Annotated in this window: 23 protein-coding genes; 20 read left to right on the forward strand and 3 right to left on the reverse strand. The window is 38.1% G+C overall.

Annotation, left to right across the window (positions count from 1 at the left end; all coding sequences use genetic code 11):
- Positions 1-149: 149 nt before the first annotated feature.
- The 18 genes from AC4PG5_RS02765 (at position 150) to AC4PG5_RS02850 (ending at position 18,128) form a co-directional block, all read left to right on the forward strand.
- Positions 150-1,661 carry an oligosaccharide flippase family protein gene (locus tag AC4PG5_RS02765; RefSeq protein WP_492029934.1) on the forward strand — a complete coding sequence of 504 codons (1,512 nt, stop codon included), beginning with the start codon at positions 150-152 and terminating at the stop codon, positions 1,659-1,661.
- A complete protein-coding gene (locus tag AC4PG5_RS02770) occupies positions 1,658-2,899 on the forward strand; it encodes a Coenzyme F420 hydrogenase/dehydrogenase, beta subunit C-terminal domain (protein WP_492029935.1) in 1,242 nt (413 codons plus the stop codon). Before AC4PG5_RS02765 ends, AC4PG5_RS02770 begins: the two co-directional genes overlap by 4 nt.
- On the forward strand, positions 2,896-3,945 hold the full coding sequence (locus tag AC4PG5_RS02775) for a polysaccharide pyruvyl transferase family protein (RefSeq protein ID WP_492029936.1): 1,050 nt from the start codon (positions 2,896-2,898) through the stop codon (positions 3,943-3,945). Before AC4PG5_RS02770 ends, AC4PG5_RS02775 begins: the two co-directional genes overlap by 4 nt.
- A complete protein-coding gene (locus AC4PG5_RS02780; protein WP_492029937.1) occupies positions 3,938-5,014 on the forward strand; it encodes a hypothetical protein in 1,077 nt (358 codons plus the stop codon). Before AC4PG5_RS02775 ends, AC4PG5_RS02780 begins: the two co-directional genes overlap by 8 nt.
- Positions 5,011-6,177 carry a glycosyltransferase family 4 protein gene (locus AC4PG5_RS02785; RefSeq protein ID WP_492029938.1) on the forward strand — a complete coding sequence of 389 codons (1,167 nt, stop codon included), beginning with the start codon at positions 5,011-5,013 and terminating at the stop codon, positions 6,175-6,177. The genes AC4PG5_RS02780 and AC4PG5_RS02785 overlap by 4 nt, the downstream gene beginning before the upstream one ends.
- 3 nt (positions 6,178-6,180) lie before the next feature.
- Positions 6,181-7,398, forward strand: a complete 1,218-nt coding sequence (locus AC4PG5_RS02790) for an O-antigen ligase family protein (RefSeq protein ID WP_492029939.1) — start codon at positions 6,181-6,183, stop codon at positions 7,396-7,398.
- The gene (locus AC4PG5_RS02795) at positions 7,382-8,302 is read left to right on the forward strand and encodes an ATP-grasp fold amidoligase family protein (RefSeq protein ID WP_492029940.1); all 921 of its coding nucleotides are present in this window, start codon (positions 7,382-7,384) and stop codon (positions 8,300-8,302) included. The genes AC4PG5_RS02790 and AC4PG5_RS02795 overlap by 17 nt, the downstream gene beginning before the upstream one ends.
- 68 nt (positions 8,303-8,370) lie before the next feature.
- A complete protein-coding gene (locus tag AC4PG5_RS02800) occupies positions 8,371-9,921 on the forward strand; it encodes an O-antigen ligase family protein (protein ID WP_492029941.1) in 1,551 nt (516 codons plus the stop codon).
- Positions 9,918-11,129, forward strand: coding sequence for a glycosyltransferase (locus AC4PG5_RS02805; protein WP_492029942.1), 1,212 nt, complete (start codon positions 9,918-9,920; stop codon positions 11,127-11,129). Before AC4PG5_RS02800 ends, AC4PG5_RS02805 begins: the two co-directional genes overlap by 4 nt.
- A complete protein-coding gene (locus tag AC4PG5_RS02810; protein ID WP_492029943.1) occupies positions 11,130-11,702 on the forward strand; it encodes an acyltransferase in 573 nt (190 codons plus the stop codon).
- 188 nt (positions 11,703-11,890) lie between these two features.
- Positions 11,891-12,151: a hypothetical protein gene (locus tag AC4PG5_RS02815; protein ID WP_492029944.1), complete on the forward strand. Its 261-nt coding sequence runs from the start codon at positions 11,891-11,893 to the stop codon at positions 12,149-12,151.
- A 211-nt stretch (positions 12,152-12,362) separates the two neighbouring features.
- Positions 12,363-12,611: an NAD-dependent epimerase/dehydratase family protein gene (locus tag AC4PG5_RS02820; RefSeq protein ID WP_492029945.1), complete on the forward strand. Its 249-nt coding sequence runs from the start codon at positions 12,363-12,365 to the stop codon at positions 12,609-12,611.
- 5 nt (positions 12,612-12,616) lie between these two features.
- Positions 12,617-12,910, forward strand: a complete 294-nt coding sequence (locus AC4PG5_RS02825) for an IS66 family transposase (RefSeq protein WP_492029946.1) — start codon at positions 12,617-12,619, stop codon at positions 12,908-12,910.
- 101 nt (positions 12,911-13,011) lie between these two features.
- Positions 13,012-13,623, forward strand: coding sequence for a sugar transferase (locus AC4PG5_RS02830; RefSeq protein ID WP_492029947.1), 612 nt, complete (start codon positions 13,012-13,014; stop codon positions 13,621-13,623).
- A complete protein-coding gene (locus AC4PG5_RS02835; RefSeq protein ID WP_492029948.1) occupies positions 13,620-14,828 on the forward strand; it encodes an ATP-grasp domain-containing protein in 1,209 nt (402 codons plus the stop codon). Before AC4PG5_RS02830 ends, AC4PG5_RS02835 begins: the two co-directional genes overlap by 4 nt.
- A gap of 1 nt (position 14,829) precedes the next feature.
- Positions 14,830-15,492 (forward strand): NeuD/PglB/VioB family sugar acetyltransferase, encoded by a 663-nt coding sequence (locus AC4PG5_RS02840; RefSeq protein ID WP_492029949.1) that lies wholly within the window; start codon positions 14,830-14,832, stop codon positions 15,490-15,492.
- A 9-nt stretch (positions 15,493-15,501) separates the two neighbouring features.
- Positions 15,502-16,761, forward strand: a complete 1,260-nt coding sequence (locus AC4PG5_RS02845; RefSeq protein ID WP_492029950.1) for a glycosyltransferase family 4 protein — start codon at positions 15,502-15,504, stop codon at positions 16,759-16,761.
- Positions 16,762-16,844: 83 nt separating this feature from the next.
- Entirely contained in the window at positions 16,845-18,128 is a 1,284-nt protein-coding gene (locus AC4PG5_RS02850) for a DegT/DnrJ/EryC1/StrS family aminotransferase (protein WP_492029951.1), read from the forward strand.
- A 126-nt stretch (positions 18,129-18,254) separates the two neighbouring features.
- Here the strand turns inward: AC4PG5_RS02850 and AC4PG5_RS02855 are convergent, their stop codons facing one another.
- The 3 genes from AC4PG5_RS02855 to AC4PG5_RS02865 all read right to left on the reverse strand — a co-directional run bounded on the left by AC4PG5_RS02855 (position 18,255) and on the right by AC4PG5_RS02865 (position 20,823).
- A complete protein-coding gene (locus AC4PG5_RS02855; protein WP_492029952.1) occupies positions 18,255-18,716 on the reverse strand; it encodes a hypothetical protein in 462 nt (153 codons plus the stop codon).
- 68 nt (positions 18,717-18,784) lie between these two features.
- Complete coding sequence (locus tag AC4PG5_RS02860; protein WP_492028566.1) at positions 18,785-19,939, reverse strand: IS256 family transposase; 1,155 nt, start codon at positions 19,937-19,939, stop codon at positions 18,785-18,787.
- A 47-nt stretch (positions 19,940-19,986) separates the two neighbouring features.
- Positions 19,987-20,823 carry a hypothetical protein gene (locus AC4PG5_RS02865; RefSeq protein ID WP_492029953.1) on the reverse strand — a complete coding sequence of 279 codons (837 nt, stop codon included), beginning with the start codon at positions 20,821-20,823 and terminating at the stop codon, positions 19,987-19,989.
- A gap of 264 nt (positions 20,824-21,087) precedes the next feature.
- On the opposite strand from AC4PG5_RS02865, the gene gmd reads away from it, so the two are divergent.
- Both gmd and AC4PG5_RS02875 read left to right on the forward strand, forming a co-directional pair.
- Positions 21,088-22,185: a GDP-mannose 4,6-dehydratase gene (gene gmd / locus AC4PG5_RS02870; protein WP_492029954.1), complete on the forward strand. Its 1,098-nt coding sequence runs from the start codon at positions 21,088-21,090 to the stop codon at positions 22,183-22,185.
- A complete protein-coding gene (locus AC4PG5_RS02875) occupies positions 22,178-23,254 on the forward strand; it encodes a GDP-L-fucose synthase family protein (RefSeq protein WP_492029955.1) in 1,077 nt (358 codons plus the stop codon). The genes gmd and AC4PG5_RS02875 overlap by 8 nt, the downstream gene beginning before the upstream one ends.
- Positions 23,255-23,279: the final 25 nt, after the last annotated feature.

A 23,279-nucleotide genomic window follows, 5' to 3' on the forward strand; every position in this document is an offset into this window, starting at 1 on the left:
ATTATAGCAGACCTTTTCTTTAAAATGATATTACAGTAAAAATAATAAAACTAACAGCGTCAGCAGAAACTACACCAACGGCCACACATAAATAATTACTCGCAATAATTAGTTAGTGCGGATCTGAAGATGCTTCTTTAATTTTGATAATGGCATTAAATCAATTGAAAATGGGTGCTGCTCTTAATTACGCACTCATCATATTAAATGCGTTAGTGGCATTGCTCTATACCCCATACATGCTTCGTATGATGGGACAGAGTGAATTTGGTCTATACTCTTTGGTGGCTTCAGTAATAAGTTACCTCACAGTCTTAGATCTAGGCTTTGGAAATGCCATTGTACGCTATACTGCAAAGTATAGAGCTGAAGGAAAAACTAGGGAACAGTACGAAATGTTTGGTATGTTCCTTATCCTTTATTTGGTAATTGGTATAATAGCTTTTGTTGGTGGACTTGGATTATTCTTCAATGTGGATAATCTCTTTAGAAACACCATGACCTCAACCGAATTAGGCAATGCAAGAATTATGATGCTTATCCTTGTGTTTAATCTTGCTTTTTCTTTTCCAATGAGTATATTTTCTAGTATAATATCAGCTTATGAGAGATTTGTTTTTCCTCGGGCCTTGAACATTATCAGAGTTGTGCTAAACACATTGATAATGATTGTGTTATTGCAATATGGCTACAAAGCTGTAGCCATGGTCGTTTTGCAGACAATATTTAATGTTTTGACGCTCATTATTAATTATATATACTGTAAGAGAAAACTGCATATAGAAATTCATTACGGAAAATTCCAATGGGCATTCTTGAGCGAGGTGGCTGTATATTCTTTTTGGATTTTTTTAAATGCTATTATGGATCGCATATATTGGAGTACTGGCCAATTTGTTTTGGGTGCAGTAGCTGGTACGGTTGCAATCTCTGTTTATGCTGTAGCAATACAATTGCAGTCTATGTATCTACAATTCTCTTCAGCAATAGCAGGTGTGTTCTTACCGAAGGTTACGAGTATGGTGGTTTTGAATAACAATGATGCAGAACTATCGAATCTATTTATAAAGACAGGCAGAGTACAAAACATCATAATGGTATTTGTTCTTTTCGTTTTCGTCCTCTTTGGGGCTTCTTTCATTCAACTATGGGTAGGTCCTGAGTATAAAGATGCTTATATAATTACAATTCTATTCTTCGTCTCTTTATATGTTCCATTAATTCAAAATCTTGGAATTACTATACTTCAGGCACGTAATCAAATGAAGTTTAGATCTGTACTATATATCATACTTGCAGTTATAGCATTAGGTCTTGAGTACCTGCTTGCTTTAAAATGGTCTGGTATTGGTTGTGCAATAGCTATTTCAGGAGCTTTGTTCATAGGACAAGGCCTTATTATGAATATATACTATAAGAGAAAACAACACATCGATATTACAAGATTTTGGAAAGAAATATTAAAAATGGATGTAGTTCCCTTTATTTATACTTTAATATTTGGCATTACGCTTCGTTGGTTTGATACAGGTTCATGGGTACATCTTATTATATGCATATGCATCTATACAGCAGTATACATACCTCTGTTCTATTATTTAAGTATGAATAATTTTGAACGCTCCCTTGTTAAACCTATTATAAATAAGTTTAAGAGATGATTAATATAATAGATAAATCCAAATGTTGTGGATGCTCTGCTTGCGTTCAGAAATGTCCCAAGCAAAGTATTTCAATGCAAATTGATGATGAGGGGTTTTATTACCCCCACGTAAACCATACCACTTGTGTTGATTGTGGATTATGCGAAAAAGTATGTCCAGAATTACAAGAGTCATCATCTCGATTGCCTCTTGAATGTTATGCTGCGAAAGGTAAAGATATTAACATCGTAAAAACAAGTTCATCAGCAGGTGTATTTTCATTGCTTGCCGAAAAAACGATCCGTAAGGGGGGGGTAGTATTCGGTGCTCGTTTTTCCAATTTGTGGGATGTTGAGCATTCATATACTAATAATTTGGATGGTATAAAACAGTTCCGCAGTTCAAAATATGTTCAAAGTAGAATTGGCAAAAGCTATCAGGAGGCAGAACGCTTCCTTAAGGATGGGCGAGAAGTACTATTTACAGGCACACCATGTCAGATACTGGGATTAAGAACGTATTTACGAAAAGACTACGACAATCTTACATGTGTAGATGTAATCTGTCATGGAACACCTAGCCCTGGAGTATGGAGAGATTATTTACGATATATTATTTCGCCGAAAAGGCGAAATAATACAGTTTCGTCTCCTACCTATTCTTCTCTTTCTGAAGATGATGCTCTTCTTATTAAGGGTATCAACTTCAGAAACAAAAGATTAGGATGGAAAAAATACAGTTTCGTTGTCCTTTCTTCGCAAGGCAAATGCCGAAGCGAAGAAAATTCAGTTTCACAGTCCTATAAGCCTATTGTTCAAGAGAAACATTATTTCAATATGTTTTTTAAAGTTTTTCTTGATAACATTATTTTACGCCAATCCTGTTATTCTTGCCCAGCAAGGAAGGGGCGTAGTGGCAGTGATATATTACTTGGGGACTATTGGGGAATAAACAGGTATTATCCAGAATTCTTTTCACCTGATGGCGTAAGTATGGCATTAGCCTATACAGATAAGGGCGTTGCATTGTTGAAATCCTTAGATCTTGATATTATTGATTTTCAATATGAGCAAACATGCGGCAATGCTAATATAGAATATGATGAGCAAAAACCTAATTGCAGGGCTGAATTCTTTGCTAATTACAAGAATCAGGGTTTTAGTACTGTAATTCATTATTTTAAGGATAAAGACACACATCCTTTTAGAACAGCAGTTTCAAAGATCATTGATCAAATTACAATATTTTTCTCATGAAAGTAGGAATAATAACTCTCCCATTTGAGGCAAACTATGGATGGGCTGTACAGATGTGGGCTTTATATCACACAATAGAGAAATTGGGGCATGAACCAATAATTATTGATAGACGTTGGAATATTGGAAAATCTAGTTTTTTGATAGATATAAAACGCTCTGTATATCATAAGATTCTATGCGGAAGGTTTCATCTGTTTGTAGATGATGAACTTCCAAATAAAACAGCAATTGTTAGGACCACGGAAGAAACAAATGCCGTAACTAAAAATCTTGATGCTGTCATTGTTGGTAGTGATCAGGTATGGAGAATAGAAAATACTCGCTTAGCGGGTTTTGATTTCTTCCTAGACTTTGTAAAAGACAATAGGATTAAACGAATATCCTATGCTGCATCGTACGGTAAAGATACATGGCAGGGTACAGAAGAGGAAACTTTTAGAGTAAAAGAACTATTGAATAAGTTTGACAGTGTTTCAGTTAGAGAGGATTCTGGCGTTGTATTATGTGAGGATTTGTTTGGTGTTCCTGCGGCTCATGTCCTTGATCCAACTCTTTTATTAGACGCGTCTGATTATAATAGCCTACTTTCTAAGTCTCAAAACAGAAATGAGATAGTTACCTACATTCTTGATCCGGATCCTAAAAAAACGGAAATAGTAAATAAGATTGCAGATAGATATGAGGCAAAAATTGTAAACCTATATCCTTCCAACAAATATTCTATCTATAAAAGTATATATGCTTGGCTCGAAAGTATTCGAAATGCAAAGTATGTCTTGGTAGATTCTTTTCATGGAATGGTCTTCAGTATACTCTTCCATAAGCAATTCGCGGTCATTGGTAACGAAAAAAGAGGATTGGCAAGGTTTTCCTCTCTATTAGATATGTTGAGCATGTCTGATAGAATGACAACAGAAATCTCCTATGATACAGTATTGTCAATACTAGAACAAACGGTAGATTATGAAATAGTCGAGGAGAGATTATCTGAAGCTCGTAATAAATCTATGAATTTTCTTGTAAATAGCTTAGGAGATGCTTAGAGAGTTATTATCCAAATATAGAACTGTTCAATATAAGATACTAGGTCGTCACAAATATGGCAGTATGCCTGAAGGAGAATTATGTACACATGACCCTTTTGAAGAAGAGATTAATTACGGAGATGTTGTACACCCATGTGTTCGGTATATAGAAGAAAGTTTTCTTGGTCATAAATGGTGGATGGTATATACACCGTATTATGCTGCTAATGATACTACGGAGAATCCAATTCTTTGCTATTCGGATAGTAATGAGCCTGTTCCTCCAACGCATTGGAAGTTCTTTTGCCAGGTGCAAGGGCAACCAGAGAAAGGTTACAACTCAGATCCGACACTATTGTATTCTGAAGGAAAATTAGTTGTAATGTGGCGTGAAAATCTTACCCCAAGATGTGATAATTCAAATTTTATCCGTGCTACATTCGGGGCAGAAGTAATTTCTGATGGAATTGGTGAAGTCTATGGTCCTCTTGTTGGAACTAATGATTTTGAAAAAGACACTGAGGTCTCTCCAACTTTTATTAAAGGTAAAGATGGCCGTTATAAATGTTTGGCAATGAGTCTTAGGTTTCATTATTCATGGTTTACCAAATTGTCTCCACTTGTAAAAAAAATCCTTGGCCATATCTTTACTATCAGTGATCTTCTTGGTATTTGGAGCCAGCAAAAAAGTTATGGCATTGCTCAATGGAGCTCGGATACGCTTAGTGGTACATATAAGCTTGATAGAACCATTGTATTTTCAAACTGCAATAAACTATATCGCCCTTGGCACATGGACTTCTTTGAATGGAATCACAAGCTATACGCTATCGTTCAGAGCAATCAAAGCAATGCGGATATTTGCCTTGCAGAAAGCGAGGATGGAATACATTTTAATATGTTCCACAAACCTCTTATGACAAATGCTTCATCAGGAAAAATTGGAATTTACAAGCCAACAGGTGGTGTTGTTGACAACCAGTTCTATCTATACTATACAGCACAAAATATCAATGATAGGAAACTGAATCAGTTATTTCTAACAAGGATGTCTTTCCCTAAATTATATGAACTAATAAAAAAATGAATATTCTTTTTTTTCATAATAATGGAATTATACCAACGTCTGGAGGAATATCGCGGATAACGCATACATTAACAGCTTTATTTCGGAGAAAAGGCCATAGGGTAATGCTTGTTGGAGCAAAAAAACTCCAAGAATACGAATATGATGATGAGCAATTTTTTCTTCCGATCGGTTCTCTAAATACAGAAGATATCTCTTTTTTGTCTAGTTTTATCCGAGATAATGGAGTAGATTTAGTAATTAATCAGGCTGCCATGGTACAAGCTTCTGTACTATTTATTGAAACAGTAAAAGCAGAAACTAGTGTTAAAGTATGGTCATGTATCCACAATTCAATATTAACTCAAGTTTATAATTATTCTTTTCAAAAAGAGTATTCGTTAAAGACGCGTCATCTTCAAATAGTCTTCAAGATTCTTAACACTAGACTGGTATCAAATCTCTTAACCTGGGCTTATATCCAGAAATACCGTAAGTTTTATATACATATGGTAAATTCTAGCGACAAGGTCATATTATTGAGTCCAGGTCATAAAGAAGAATTAGAGAGAATGTGTGGAATACGTCACATATCTAAAGCTGAAGTTATTCCCAATTGTGTAAAGGGGAATCCGATTGATAACATTTTAGATAAAAAAAATATTATTCTCTGGGTAGGAACCATTGACTTTTCTGTTAAGCGAACCGACTTGATGCTTCAAATATGGAAAACAGCCTGCGATAAGGGAATTGGGAATTGGCAACTTAAAGTTCTTGGATCTAGCACATATCTGGATGATGCAAAAAGGCTTGCTTCTTCCTTGGATTTAAAAAACATAAATTTTGAAGGTCGAGTAAATCCGGATTCTTATTACAAAGACGCAAAAGTGGTATGTGTTACCTCTACACATGAATCTTTTTCACTTGTCACAATAGAAGGTATGCGTAACGGTTGTACTCCATTTGTTTTTAATAGTTTTCCAGCTGCATCTATGATAGTATCTCATGGAGTTGATGGCGTTTTGGTGAAGCCATTCAATGTTTATGCTTTTGCAGAACAATTGATTTATTATTGTTCCTCACCTAAACTATTATCTCAACTTGAGACATCGTCAATAGTGAAGTCTCTACAATATGATTGTGATACTGTTTATAATAGATGGGCGGAATTATTTAGCGAATAAATCATGAAATTAATTAAGAACTTTTCAATTAATATTTACGAGTTAAATGCCATTCTGATAATGATTGGGTTTCAATTTTTCTCGTTTATACTAACCGATAGTTTCGGTTCCATTATATATAGAGGGCTCGCTTTAGGCATTGCTTGTCTATGTCTGTTAAAAACAAAGAGCTCATATAAAAAATATGACGGTATTAAGCCTTATTTTTTGTTTTTATTGATTTTTATATTAAGAACCTGCTTTGATTTATATTTAGGTGAGTGGTCAGATACACAATATCCAGCTGTTAGAACACAGTGTTTGCTTTATTGTTGGGGCATTGTCTTTATTCCAGTATTAGCTTTCTATAGATCTTTTGATAAAATAAGGTGGATTAGATGCTTATGGGTTTTATTCTTTTTAATCCTAATCATACTCATGTATTCTATTGTGGGAATTTCTGACGCAAAAATGACAGCTGATGGTCGTTATAATATGAATGACAAGATTTCCACAATTACATTTGGTGATCTAGGTGGATATTTCCTTATTTTGACATGCTCTCTATGGTCTTTTGATAAAAGGAAATTTTTAATACTTTTTTATGCTATAGGTCTTGCAGTTGCCATCACTGCGATTGCAAAAGCTGGGTCAAGAGGCCCTCTGGTTTCATCTGTATTTGCATTATTTTTTTATTGGCTGCGATCGTCCTCAAAAACAAAAATCTTGTCAATAATTGCTGCTTTGGGGGTTGTCATCTTTGCAGGCGTTGCGTTCGTTAATTTATTAGAAGATTTTGCCCCCTCTCTATATATTAGAATGATGAATACAATTGTTGAGGGAGATACCGGGAATCGAGATATATTAATGGATATTGCCATTAATAAATTTATTAACTCTCCTATTCTAGGTGATTGTTGGGTAAAGCTTGAGCCACGAGAGTTCTCATCATGCCATAATGTTTATATGGACACATTTGTTTGCCTTGGATTTTTTGGTGGTCTATTTATGGTGTGTTACATGTTACAACTACTCATTAAGGTTTGGAAATTGAGGAAAGAAAAATTGTCTATTGAGGCGCTTTTTATATTTGGTCTTTTCTTATTCAATTGTATGAGAGGATTAACTGGAATTATGTTAGTGCAGAATACAATTTTCAGTTTTTCGATAATTGGAGTTGCAATACTCGTAAAAAAACACTATGCCTCAAATATTAATTACAGATATGATAAACAAAATTAAAAGTGAAGTCGTTGTGTTCTTAAACACAACTTTCCCGATTCAAATGGCTAAACTCCGCTATAAGAAATACTTCAGAAAGTCACTGGACTTAAAAAATCCTACAGATATCAACGCCCAGATTCTATGGGAGTCTTTTTATGCAGATACAACAGAGTGGACACGTCTAGCGGACAAGTATGCTGTTCGAGAATTTGTAAAAGAACGTGGACTCGAAGAAATTCTTGTAACTTTGTATGGTAAATGGGAAAAGGTCGAGGATGTTAATTGGGATATCCTGCCCAATGAGTTCATTCTCAAAACAAATAACGGTAGTGGAACTAATATTGTGGTAAAAGATAAATCTTCGGCAAACATAGAAGAGCTATCTGCTCAACTTAATATGTTCTTGAAGAAGGTAGAAAAACCTCGTGCCTCAGAATTCCATTACCAAGGTATGAAGCCATGTGTCATTGCCGAAGAACTCCTACATAATCCTGAGGAAGACGCAAAGTATACATCAAGTATCATTGATTATAAGATTTGGTGCTTCAATGGAAAACCTTATTCTTTTTTCATTGGTACTAATAGAAGTAACAAGAGTGTTGAGTTCCATTCCTACGACTTGAATTGGATACAGCACAAGGAGCACATGGTTTATGATAAGAAAGGTGGATATCACAAAGAACCAACTTTTGCGCTGCCTAAGCCAAAGAATTTTGAACGCCTATTAGAAATTGCGTCGACTCTTTCAAAAGGGTTCCCTATTGTGCGCGTGGATTTATATGACATTGAAGGGAAAATCTACTTTGGAGAAATGACGTTTACTTCTAATGGAGGAATAATGAATTTTTATACAATGGAGTATGCTGAAGAATTAGGCCGCCAAGTCTCTATGAAAGATTTACTCTCAATAAAGAAGAAGTAACTTACATATATGAAGCTTTGTTTAATATATAATTTTGCTCAGACTATCGCACCGAGATCTTTAAACTGATGAGTGAGACGTTTGATTGCGATTTCGTGTTTGGAGACTCAATGAGTGACGTGAAGAAGATGGATTACGCACTTCTTCAAGGAAATGTGACTGAGACACATACCAAGAGGCTCTTCGGCAGTTGGTATTGGCAGCCTAAGGTGTTGTCGCAGTTATTTAAGGATTATAACCACTATATCCTTCTCGGCGAGACACGCGCTTTGAGTACCTGGATGTTTTGTATCTTAGCTCGCATCTTGAAACCGAAGAAGAAGGTGTATTTCTGGACTCATGGTTGGTATGGAAAGGAAACTGGATTGGAGAACTTTATCAAGAAACTTGAGTTCAAGTTGCCGAATGGTGGTATATTTATCTATAACAACTATGGCCGAGAGTTGATGATCAAGGAAGGTTTTAATCCCGATAAACTATTCACCATTCATAACTCATTGGCATACGACCAGCAGTTGGCTGTTCGCAAGGAGATGAAAGAGACTCCTGTTTATACAGATCACTTCGGCAATAACAATCCTAATTTATTCTTTGTAGGACGCTTAACTCCTGTGAAGAAACTAGACCAAATTCTTCATGCAATGGTAATTTGTAAAAAGAGAGGACAGGAATACAATCTGACATTCATCGGCGGAGGTGAGAAGACGGATGACTTACTGCAGCTGACTAGGGATCTTGGCTTACAGAGTAATGTATGGTTCTTTGGCCCTTGCTACGATGAAAAGGAGCTAAGTAATCTTATCTACAATGCCGACCTAGGTATCCTTACTTACACTTCAGCTGCAGGTGATAATCTGACAGATGGTTTGTATAGCACAGGAGGTATATTTCGCATTAATACGACTGTTGGTGCTGCTACAGGCACAGCTGTTGCTATTATGATGTTGGGTATCATTGTCTGTACATTTATGGAATATAACTTTTTAGTAAGAATTAGCCTTCTTGTGGTGGCATCCATAGGAATTTTATTTACTGTAAGCAGAGGATCATCGCTCGTTTGGTTGGTATATGTTGTTATTCTGTTTTATCTTAATTATTTTAAGCAGTATAGCATAGGTCGAAAGCTTGTATCTATTATAGTTTTTATAGTGGGTATCTACATATTGAATAGATTCGGAGTATTTGACCCTTTAATAGAAAGAACAGAGGTTATTAAAACTGCAGGTGATGTTTCTACAGGTCGTGAAGATTTTGTTGAATTGACAATGAAATCTATGCAAGAAAATTTATACATGGGTTCCGGTCCAGGGAACATTTTTCCAGAGAAATCAATTATGGTTTTTCATTCAACCGATAACTATATTGGCATTCATAATTTCTATCTTCTCGAATTAGCAGAAATAGGTATTATTGGATTCATTTTATATATTAGCATGTTTGCTCCGATTTTTAAATATATAAGAAAGAAATGTGTCTTATCTTATATGATAGTATTTGTACTATTAGTAACGTGCAATACAGAGATGGTTTTCGCATGGGCTGAATTTATGCTAGTATTTCTTTTGATGGTATTATGCTGTATAAATACTCAACCTATTAAATATTCATATAAACAATGAATAACCTACTTATTCTCACTAATATCTACCCATCTCCAGACATGGGAAAGGGAGATACACCTGTTGTCCACTACTTTACCAAAGAATGGGTAAATGTGGGCTATAATGTGCGAGTTATACATTATCCGGCGAATTTTCCTAGGATATTCATGTGGGGAGCTTTTTTGTTTAAAAAGCAAATATCGTCTAGGTTGGGAGTTGTAATTAGAACAAAGCCTCTTAAGGATGTCATATATAAGTGGGAAAATGTAAGTGTAGCGAGGTTCCCGCTGCTTAAAACGAAACTACATGGAGCTTTTTCTTCTTCTCAGATAGATAAGGCATACGACAAGACCATTGCCTATTTGGAGAGAGAAGGATTCATTCCTGATGTCATTATCTCCCATTGGGTAAACCCACAGTTGGAGATAATGGATAGACTCAAGAATAAGTACGGAGTAAAAACTTGCTACGTAGCTCATATTCAGCCTATAGAGTTTGAACGTATCTATACGGATGAATACTCCCAGTCGCTTATTGATAACATCGACTTGATTGGATTCCGCTCTGCTTATATAAAAGACAAGTTCTGTGAGAAGTTTACTTATAACAGAACTTCTTTTCAGTGCTATTCTGGAGTGCCAGAGAAATATATTCCAGAGCACCCCCGTGAGCGTGATTTCAAGAATGTTAGCAAATTTGTATTTGTTGGTACTCTCATTAAACGTAAATATCCAGTCGAGATTATACCGGCTCTAGCAAAGGTTTATGGCAACGTGAAATTTGATGTCTCGTATATTGGCGAAGGAATAGAGTCAAAAGCGATTGAGAAATATGCAAAGGACTTAAACGTAGAAGAAAATGTGCATCAGTTGGGATTCATTCCACGAGATCAAGTCGTAGAAGAATTACAGAAAGCTGATGTGTTTGTGATGATTTCCCGCAACGAAGCATTCGGTCTCGTTTATCTTGAAGCTATGGCACAAGGTTGCATTACTATTGCAGCCAAGAAGGAAGGTTTTGATGGCATCATCCAACATGGTGTAAATGGATTCCTTTGTGAGGCTGGTAATGTCAATGAACTTGCAAAGCTTGTGACTGAAATACGTGGAATGGTACCTGATAAATTACAGGAAATTTCGCGTTATGCTATAGAGACTGCTAAAAGTCTTACAGATGTTAAGGCTGCTAAGTTATACATTGAATCAGTTGAAAAGTATTGTAAATAGATGGAAATGTTAATTCGCTCAATCATACTTTACTTCGAATATCTTAAAAATAGAATAAAGTATCGAAAGAATATTTGGTTCCGAGGATTTACTGTAATTCATGCATTTCCAGGTTCTGAGATTACTTTCAGTAAAGAGGGGTGTTGTAATATATTCTCTCATCCATTTAGTAATATGATAGGGCTTCCTCAACGAACTATTATCGTTGCAAAAAATGGAGGGAAAATAAATATAGGAGTAGGTGTATGTATGAGTGGTTGTACTATATACTCAATGGAATCAATAAATATTGGTAGCCATACAGATATTGGTTCTGGTTGTAAGATAATAGATAATGACTTCCACCCATTGCCATACAGCGAGAGATTCCCAGAACAAAAAGATAAAGTAAAGAAACGTCCTATATTTATCGGAGAAGGATGCTTTATTGGAGCTGGATCGTTTATTCTCAAGGGAACTACACTTGGAAAGAATGTTGTTGTTGGAGCTGGTAGTGTGGTTTGTGGAACTTTTCCAGATGATGTAATCATAGCAGGTAATCCTGCTAGGGTGATCAAAGGAAATAGACCATAAATAAAAAGAAGCGCAAACTAAACTGCATCCAAGACTACACATTATTCTACACAAAGTACAAGCGAAAGTGGAGCCTTCGCAACAACTTGTGGCTATTGTCTTGTGTGTAAAATAAAATTAAAAATAAAGAATATAAAATGGCATGAGTCTTTTAATAAAATTATAGAAGGCTGGAAACATTATAATTCTTGGCTTGCTGGTGCTCAAAATTACTTTTTAGAAGGGACCTTGGCTCTAGAACAAATTTTGATGGTGAAATTGTATTGATTATTGCAGGTGGTGTACCTGCTAAGATTATTCGCTATAGATTTTCAGAAGATGTTATTGAAAAACGTGAAGAAATAAAGTGGTGGAATCTTCCAGAGGCAGTCCTTAAGGAGAAGATTAGTTTATTCCAAAAAGAAGGACTCACGGTTGAGGAATTGGACGTTCTAAAGGAGAATATTTGACAATAATGGAATTGGTTAAGCCAATAGTTCGTTAAAAATATATAGTGTTTAAGATATTCATGATGCCCTATAGGCAGATATATCAGTTCGCTTTTATGTTAACTATTGTAAACATGAAAGAATTGTTTTTGAAATGGTTAATTAATTGTTTATTGGGGTGTTGATTAAAGAGTATAATTCAAGAAATAATAAACATATAAAGATTACAGATATGATCATTGTAATTGGAGCAACAAGCTTTATCGGTGTTCACACCGTGACAGAATTGGTAAACCAGGGTGAGAAGGTGCTGGTGACCGGTAGAAAGAATCGCTTTAAAGATTACTATGATGCTTTGGGTGTAGACTATGTAAGTTTAGATCTTGACAACCCAGAGGATTTTAATAAGCTACCAAAGGAAAATGTGGAGAGCGTGATTTTGTTGGCAGGTTACTGCCGGAAAAAGTTCTTCGTTATCTGAATACTTTGGGGACTCAGCTGTTTTCATATACACATGATGGCTCATACACAATCGACAATTCCATTGCCGAACGTTTCATGCGCCCTTTGGCAAGAGAGTGTAAAAACTCCTTGTTTTTTGGCAGCGGAAAGATGGCTGGTGTATCAGCGGCATATCATACGATCATATCTACCTGCAAGATGTATGGCATCCATGTATTGAAATGTTTGAAGGAATTCTTCAAACAGATAGTGCTTGGTCGTACCGATTATGAGAATTTATGGCCGATGACTATCGGGATAAACGACAATAAATATTGAAAAACAATCTTAATTTTGACAAACTTTATAAGAAAAACGCACATAAGCGGTTTTCAATATGTTACACGTCAAAATTGGATGCTAACATAAAAGTAATATATATGTACGCTCATTTTTTTAAAAGGGGGATTGATATCCTAATAGGTCTTTGTGCACTTCCTTTTGTGCTTTTGGTGATTATAGTGTGTGCTCCTTTTATCTATTTCACGGATAAGGGACCTATATTGTATAATGCTACTCGAGCAGGAAAGGATTATATGCCTTTTAAAATGTATAAGCTAAGGTCGATGTATGTAAATTCGCCTGACTTAAAGAATCCTGATGGATCTACATTCAACAGCGATAACGATCCTCGTGTGACTCCTATTGGACGCTTTATTCGTAAGACTAGTCTGGACGAGTTCCCACAGTTCCTGAATATCTTGACTGGTAATATGAGTTTTCTGGGTCCTCGTCCGAAATTGTATTCTTCGGAATTAACGCTGGAAAATATGAAAGTTGACTGGCGTGATAGTTTTAAAGTAAAGCCTGGAATCAGTGGTTATGCTCAGGCTTATTATAGAAACTCTATTACTCAGGATGAGAAATTCCATTGGGATGCTTATTATGCTAATCATATCAGTTTTTGTATGGACGTGAAGATTATCTTGAAGACTATTAAGTCTGTATTATTCAGAGAAAACATTAATACCGCTGAAAACTACAAGAAATGAACAAATTATTAGTATTGGCTGCAGGTATTCTGCAGGTGCCTGTGATAAAGAGAGCACGTGAGATGGGGTACTACGTGATAGCAGCAGATGGAAATCCGGAAGCTGTGGGTCTGCAGTATGCCCACAAACAGATATGTGCCAACATCACCAACGAAGATGAGATGGTGGCGATAGCGAAACGTGAAGGAATAGATGGTGTGATTCACCCGTGTTCGGAGGTGTCGATGGCTGTGATGGGTAGGATAAATGATGAGTTGAATCTGAGTGGTGTTTCGCGCAAGCAGGCGGTGGTGGCAACGAATAAGCACCTAATGCGTGAGGCATTTGAGAAAGGTGGTGCGCCAAGTCCATTGAGCATCCTGGCTAAGTCGGCTGAGGATGCCTGGGAACGTTTCTGTAATGATATAGAGGGTGATGCCATACTGAAGCCAAGTCGCAATTCGGGAAGTAGAGGCATAGCTAAAGTATCAAAGGCTCAGGGTTCTCCAGAGGTTTCAAAGGAGGATTTTATGCGCATGTATGATGTTGCTCTAAGAGAGAGTCGCGACAACTCGGTGCTGATAGAACAGTTCATTGAGGGCCCGGAGTTTTCGGTTGAAATTATCGTGTGGAAAGGCAAGGTGAACGTGCTGACCCTAACAGACAAGAAGACAACGGAGGCTCCACATTTTGTAGAGTTGGGACACAACCAACCATCGTGCTTTTCCGAGGAGACCGTCGAGTTAATAAATGATGCGGCCGTGAAGGGAGTGAAGGCCCTGGGTGTAGATAAGTGCGCTTGTCATGCAGAGGTAAAAGTGATGGGAGGTAAAGCCTACTTGATGGAGATTGGTGCACGCATGGGAGGGGACTTTATTAGTACGGTTTTGACTAAGCTTAGCACAGGTATAGACATGGTGGCAGCGGCTGTGGATTGTGCACTAAACATAGAGCCGGACTTGACACCAAAGGCTGTTCCTCAGGCTGTGTGCATCCGATATTTCTGTCCTAAACCAGGAATATTGAAAAGCATCAGCAAAACTGAGATATTAGAGTGCGAGGGAGTATATGAGTGGGAAATCTATCACAAGGTGGGTGACGAGATACAGGAGGTGACCTCATCGCTCTGCCGAAGCGGACATGTGATAGTTACTGAAAAGACGCCACAGGCAGCTATCGCACTAGCTGAAAAACTGATAGAATACATAAAATTGGAGACTGAGTGATATGAGAAAGGTAAAGGTACTTTTGTATGGCATTGGCTCTCTTGGAAAAAAAATATTTGAATACAATAAGCGAGATGGTCTGTTTGATATTGTTGCGTTTGTAGATGATAAAGAGGGTGTAGATTCTATTTTCTGTGGCTTGCCAGTCGTACATTTTTATCAATGTAAGGAATTGTATCCTAAAGAAGAATACAAGGTACTGGTTTCTATTGGTTACGTCCGTTGCAATTATTATAGAGAATTGGTCTGTAATAAGGTCTTGGAAGAAGGTTATGAACTAGTCAACTACATCTCACCAAAGGCTTTCTGTTGGGATGGGACCATTGTTGGCAAAAATATATTCGTAGCGGATAATTGCTTTATTGGTCACGGAAGTAAAATACATGATGGTGTCATTGTTTATGAGAACTGCACGCTAAGTCATGATACAGAGTTGGGAGACTACTGTTTCTTATCTCTTCAAGTTGCTTTCGGTGGTTACACTCAGGTTGGAGAGCATTCTTTTATAGGTCTAAACACTACAGTAAAAGACGATGTTAAGATTGGAAGTTACAACATTGTAGGCTGTGGGACTAACATAATCAATTCAACTGATGATAAGATGGTAACCGTTGGAAATCCTGGGATATCGAAAGCTAAAGATACTATAAATATGCCTATATAATTAGAGAAAATGAAAATATTACATTTACCTGCATATTTTCAGCCAGAACATGCAGCTAGTTCATATTTGATTGATAACATGTATGAGGCCATAACGGATGATGGTATGGAGATGGTGGTATATACGCCAATTCCAACTAGAGGCATTTCGGAAGGTGTAAAGAAAGAATATAGAACAAGGCTGAATGAAAGGCTTTACAATGGTAAGATGTCAGTACATAGATTCATGCTGATGGCAGAAGGTAAGAATGCTCTTGTGCGTGCTGTGCGCTACACAATATCGTGTGTAAAGCAGTTTAAAAGAGCCGTTTACGCAAAGGAGGCTCGTCAGTGTGAAGCGTTGTTCGTGTTGAGCACACCACCGATCCAGGGGGCAATGGCTGCATTGGTGAAGAAATTCAACAAAATGCCTTTAATTTATAACCTACAAGATATCTTCCCCGACTCTTTGGTAAACAACGGTCTTGCCAAGAAGGGTGGTCTGCTATGGAAAGTTGGTCGTATGATAGAGAACTTCACGTACAAGCATGCGGATAAGATCATCGTTATTAGCGAAGATTTTAAGCGGAATATTATGGCAAAGGGTGTGCCTGAGGAGAAAATCGTGGTGGTGTATAACTGGGTTGACCAAAATGCAGTAGTGGATATCCCGCGTGATAGAAACAAACTGTTTGATAAGTATGGTTTAGCTCGTGAGAAGTTCTACATTAGTTATAATGGCAATATTGGTCTTTCCCAGAATATGGATATGCTACTTAACGTAGCAGAAGAGTTCCAAGATACTCCCATTTTTCAAGATATTCACTTTGTCCTTGTTGGTGAAGGTGCATACCTTAATGATGTAAAACGAATTGTTACTGAAAAGAAATTGAAGAATATTCATTTGATTCCTTTCCAACCTTATGAGGATATCTCGTATGTATTTTCATTGGGTGATGCTTCGCTTGTTATTTCAAAGCCAGGAACAGGTGCAGCTTCTGTGCCTTCGAAGACGTGGAGTATTATGTCTGCTTCTCGACCTGTATTGGCTAACTTCGATGAAAATGAATTGAAGGATATTATTGCCGATAATAATTGTGGCATTTTCACTAAGGCTGGCGACAAAGAGGCTTTTAAGGCTTCTATACTTTCATTATATAAGGATAGAGCTAAAGCAGTTGAAATGGGAAGAAATGGGCGTGCCTTTGTAATGAAGAACTTAACACGCGAAGTGGGGACAGCCAAATATGTGGAGGTGATTAAAAGCGTGGTAAAAGATAACAAAAAATAGATGGCTACTCTGCCTATGATGAAGTCGTTCGCATTTAGAGAGCATGTATATTAAAGTGGATTATTTATTGAAATATTAATATTATGACAATGAAATTGAGAAATGTGCCTTTTAGCCCTCCAGATATGACAGAGGCGGAGGCCAATGAAGTGCGTGACGCTATTTTGAGTGGTTGGATAACAACTGGTCCACGCACAAAGAAATTGGAAAAGATTATCTCAGAATATGTACATACAGAAAAGACTGTGTGCTTGAACTCTGCTACTGCTGCCATGGAAATGGTGCTTCATCTGTTGGGAGTAGGCCCTGGTGACGAGGTAATCATGCCTGCATATACCTATACTGCATCGGCTTCGGTAGTGGCTCATGTCGGTGCTACTATCAAAATGGTAGATGTGCAGACGGATTGTCTGGAAATGGATTACGAAAAACTAGCGGCTGCAATTACCGAAAAAACAAAGGTGGTGGTGCCTGTTGATTTGGCTGGTATTGTTTGTGATTATGATAAGGTCTTTGAAATTGTGAACAGTCCAAAGATTAAGGCATTGTATCAACCCTCTAATGATATTCAGGCTAAGTTGGGTCGTATTGTTATTAGTGCGGACTGCGCACATGCTTTCGGTAGTAAGTGGCATGGAAAGATGGCTGGTGAGATTGCCGATTTCAGTTCATTTAGCTTCCACGCGGTGAAGAATTTCACGACGGCAGAAGGTGGTGCTATTACTTGGAATCTTCCATTTGGCAATGAAAAGGTGGGGCGTCAACAGGTTTATTGTGGCAGTCCTGTACCTTTCATCGAGGGTGAGACATGGAATGAGTTTTTGTATCGTTTGAGTCAGCTGTTTAGCCTTCATGGACAGAATAAAGATGCTTTGGCTAAGACTAAGCTTGGTGCTTGGGAATACGATATCATCGGCCCTTGGTATAAATGCAACATGACAGATATTATGGCTGCTTTGGGTTTGGTTCAGTTTGAGCGTTATCCTAGTATGTTGGCTCGTCGTCGTCAGATGATAGAGAAAATGGATGTAGCTTTCAAAAATCTTAATGTAGCTGTGCTGAATCATTATGGTGAAGACCATGCAAGTAGCGGGCACCTTTATATGGTACGTCTGTTGGGTAAAACACGCGAGGAAACAAATCATGTGATAGAGCAAATGGCAGAACGTGGTATTGCTACAAATGTGCATTATAAGCCACTGCCTATGATGACAGCCTATAAGGCGCTTGGCTTTGATATCAAGAATTATCCCAATGCTTACAATATGTTCGTAAATGAACTTACATTGCCGCTGAATACCAAAATGGAAGATGAGGATCTGGATTATGTTATCGAGAACTTTGTGGAAATAGTAAAAAGATTATAAATAATCATCCTCTAACAAAAATGATAATAATAGAATTGTTATGACTATCAGATCAAGTTATAGCAATTCTATTTTATAATAGATGCTTTATTGAAAGCTTACTAAAAAAAGGTTTTATAAAAGACGCTAATCATTGTCTGTGATTTTGCGGATGCTGTTCATTTCTTTTTCCTCTTCCGTCAGTTTACGAATCTGATGAGTTTCCACCTTTATTGCCGGCATTTTTATATTTCCGCACATATTTCCAAAGCTGAAAACAATATAAAGATCTTTTCCTTTTCGGCTTAACTTACCTATCTTACCATAGAACGGACTTTCTTTGCAGGTATAGACCACGTTTTCATCTATACAGTAATCAAAGAGGTCATATTCTAGTTCACCTGATTCTATCTCTGAAGCGAACATAAATGTGGTCATGGCATTCTCTCTGATGAATGCCGGTTTTATGGACGCATAACTTACTGCCTTGCTGTTACTCTTATCTTTTCCTTTTCCTTTTCCTTTTTCCTCTTCCTTCTCTTTTTCTTTATCAATCCCGTAGCGCTCCTGAATGACTGCTCTTCGGATAGAAGGGATGCCATAGTCCAATTCCGGGTAATGTTCAGAAAAGTGTGTATGTTTTATTTCTTAGGCATAAATATTTCTCAAAAATATAATTATTCTGTTTTGATAAAAAGCTTTGATTCAAGAAAGTTGTAAATTGGATATTTAAATACATCTTTATTCATAGCCACATTGCCAAGCAATAATATCACAGAATCATAGTTTGGCATCGCACCACGCATTTTCAGCACTCTTTTAAAATCCTTATTGAGTCGTTCAATCCAATTGGTTGTATATATCATACCTCTTATTTCTCTCTCATATTTGAAATAAGTGAAATAGAATTTGTACCTTTCATGTTTATACCTTTTAAGCATGGGGTAACTCTTCACCCATTTATCTATAAAATCTAGAAATTGTTTATGTGAGCTTTCAGGGGTGGCCAAATCTTGATCCGGCCTAAATACTATCTGCATTTCAGCCGCAATTATTTTTTTATCTCGAGGTTTAATTTTCCCCAATATATTCCTCTTTAAATGCACCGTGCACAATTGGATATCTGCACCAGGAAATGCATGTGCGATAGAATTTTCAATACTAGATAAGCCATCGCATACAAATAAATTAATCTCACTAACTCCTCTTTCTTTTATATCATCGAATATATCAAGCCAGTTGGAAGCACTTTCGGTTGGGAAATTCACAATTGATAAGACCTCACGAGTTCTATCTTCTTTTACTCCTAATATTACGTAGTATGCTTCATTTGAAACCGAGTCATTGCGCCTGGTGGCAACATACGTAGCATCAATATAAACGATTGGATAACGTGCATCTAATCTACGGTTCAGCCACGCAGAAACATCTCCACGTGCCGTATCAAGGAGCCGGCTTACTTGACTCTTACTATAATGCTTACCGTAAAATTCCTCAGAGATATCACCAACTTGCTTGGTGGTCAAGCCTTGAGCGTATAAACTACAAATTAAGCGCTGAACTTCAGCTTCTTGATCTTTAAGTACCCCTAATAAAACAGGATAAAAGTTGCTCTCACGACTCCGAGGAACGCGAATCTCAAACATTTGACCGCCATGACATACTCGACGATCACGATAGCCATTACTCACATCATCAGTCTGAGAATTATAAATCTTACGCTCTGATTTCATTAAGGATTCCATCCCTAAACGGATTAATTCCTGAAATCCTTCTTTACCATTTGTAAGTGAAGAAATAATTTCAGACATTTGTTCTTGTGTAAATTCCATTTCTCTTTCATTTTAGGTTACAATACAAATCTAAGAAATATTGGGATTTACACACTTTTTAAAACACTATCCAATTCCGTCTCTATGGTGTGCAGATTGTTGACTGTGGTTTTGATGAACAAGTATCCACGGAACAGCAGCTTCACCCGTTCTTTGCCATTGCGGTCTATTTCTTTTCGCTTGGGTAGGAAAGTAGAGCAAGGAGCAGCTTTACCTTTCTTTATCGCCTCTGCCATATTTTCATTCCACCGACTTAACTTCTCATTCCAATCTTCTTCATCGTAAGTTCTTAGAATCATCCATCGACTCTTGGTTCTGTTGTCCTCTTCTTCCTTCTTTTTCTTTTCCTTTTCTTCCTCATCTGCCGTAAGATTCATAACGGTTTCTTTGGGCACAGGGATAAAGACGATGAGATCTTCCAATAACTGGATATAGAATTTATCAATCTGTGCTTTCTGCACATTCTGATAATAGCCGGTTAGCTTGGGGAGTTGCAAATACTTGATCGTGCATCTTTGTGATCGGGAGGGTATTTTGCTGACTATTCTAAATTCGCCGTTATACCCATTGAAGAAGGCTTGGGTTTGACGAACGGTTTGTTCATCGTAGGTTACGGGCATTGAGTTGGTGTTCTTGAACAGCTTGTAGGTCTTGTTAGAATTCTCTTTAACAAGGAAAGCTTCAAGCGTTTCCAGATCAGAATAGACGTAAATACTTAGTTCGAATTTCTTCGCTAAATGCTGAATGCTACTTAAAAAATAAACTTCATCGGTGAGGCAGATATAGTCGAAGGAGGAAGCTTTGAGTTTATCTTTGGCTTCTTCCATTAGGCCTTTGTTGCGAATGCGCAACTTGTACCACAACTTAGTATTGATAACGTTCATTCTTTTCTCACACTTTTATAAATTCTTTCGCAAAACTTTTATCAAATCATTGTAATTGTAATATGCAAATCATTCTCTTCGATTGCAAAAATACGATTATTTCTTAGAAAATGGAATAGAGAATTTGTATTTGCTAGGTAATCATTGTAAACGTACGGGGTAATGTTGTGAAAAATCTTCTTATATTTGCAGGTGTTTATATATAGAATTCAATCAATAGGGAAAACAGGAAAATTAAAAAACGTTCTAATAAAAAATAGGTTTATGAAGAAAAAAGCGTTAATCTCAGGAATCACCGGTCAGGACGGTTCATTCTTAGCTGAGTTTTTAATAGAAAAAGGATATGAAGTACACGGCATTCTTCGCCGTTCTTCATCTTTCAATACAGGTCGCATCGAACATCTTTACTTAGATGAGTGGGTGCGCGATATGAAGAAAGATCGATTGGTTAATTTGCATTATGGCGACTTGACCGATTCTAGCTCGTTGATTCGTATTATTCAGAACGTACAACCGGACGAAATCTATAACCTAGCAGCTCAAAGCCATGTGAAGGTCTCGTTTGACGTGCCGGAATACACGGCAGAAACGGATGCGGTAGGAACATTGCGTGTGCTTGAGGCGGTACGTATTCTTGGACTGGAGAAGAAAACAAAGATCTATCAGGCTTCGACTTCCGAGCTTTATGGCTTGGTGCAGGAAGTGCCTCAAAAAGAGACTACGCCGTTCTACCCTCGATCGCCTTATGGGGTCGCTAAGCAGTATGGCTTCTGGATCACGAAGAACTATCGTGAGAGCTACGGCATGTTTGCGGTTAACGGTATCTTGTTCAATCATGAGAGTGAACGTCGCGGTGAGACGTTTGTGACTCGTAAGATCTCATTGGCAGCCGCACGGATTGCTTTGGGGTATCAGGATAAACTCTATTTGGGTAATTTGGATGCCTTACGCGATTGGGGATATGCCAAGGATTACGTGGAATGTATGTGGTTGATCTTGCAACACGATAAACCGGAGGACTTCGTGATCGCAACGGGTGAATACCATACCGTGCGTGAGTTTGCTTCGCTAGCGTTTAAAGAGGCGGGCATCGACTTGCGTTGGGAAGGTCATGGCGTGGATGAAAAGGGTATCGATGTGGCTACCGGTCGCGTATTGGTAGAGGTCGATCCGAAATACTTCCGTCCGGCTGAAGTGGAACAATTATTGGGTGACCCAACGAAGGCTAGAACGCTTTTGGGATGGAACCCGACTAAAACATCGTTCCCTGAATTGGTAGAGATTATGGTGAAGCATGACTTGCGATTCGTCAAGAAGTTGCACATGCGCGACCAGATGGCAAAGGGGGAGTGCAATGAATAAGACGTCGAAGATCTATGTGGCCGGACACCGCGGATTGGTGGGCTCGGCCATCTGGAATAACTTACTTTCAAAGGGATATACCAACTTGGTTGGACGCTCGCATGCGGAGCTTGACTTGCTCGATGCGGTAGCTGTAAGAGCGTTCTTCGATGAGGAGAAGCCTGAAGTGGTGGTGCTTGCTGCTGCTCACGTGGGTGGAATCATGGCTAACTTGCATTATCGGGCGGACTTTATTTATCAGAATTTACAGATTCAACAAAACGTCATTGGGGAGAGTTATCGTCATGGCGTGCAGAAATTGCTCTTCTTGGGAAGTACGTGCATCTATCCGAAAGAGGCTCCTCAACCGATGAAGGAGGAGGTGTTACTGACTTCTCCGTTGGAATATACCAATGAGCCGTATGCCATTGCTAAGATTGCGGGACTAAAGATGTGTGAGAGCTTTAACTTGCAATATGGAACGAACTATATTGCGGTGATGCCGACTAACTTATATGGGCCGAATGATAACTTCCATTTGGAACGGAGTCATGTGATGCCTGCCATGATTCGTAAGCTCTTTTTGAGTCATTGCTTATTGAACGCTGATTGGGAGAGTCTCAAAAAGGATTTGAATAAGCGTCCGGTAGAGAACGTAGATGGAGGGGCTTCGGAAGAGGCGATCCGACAGGTCTTGGCGAAGTATGGCATTTTTGAGGACAGAGTGGAACTATGGGGTACCGGTAAGCCGTTGCGTGAGTTCCTTTGGAGTGAAGATATGGCGGATGCTTCGGTGTATGTGCTCGAGCAGGTCGACTTTAAAGATACTTTTGCCAAGGGTGATCGGGAAGTGCGGAACTGTCACATCAATGTGGGAACCGGTCAGGAGGTCTCAATACGTGAACTGTCGGAGATCATCTGTCGCACCATTGGCTATAAAGGTCGGGTGTGTTTCGATGCGACTAAACCTGATGGTACGATGCGTAAGCTGACAGACCCGTCGAAGCTGAATGCTTTAGGCTGGCGTCATCAGGTGGAGATTGAAGAAGGGGTTGCGCGATTGTTCGACTGGTATAAGTCTAGTCTCTAATACATCGAGTCTGACCTCTAATGAA

The sequence above is a fragment of the Bacteroides sp. QWL-09 genome, from assembly GCF_058683585.1.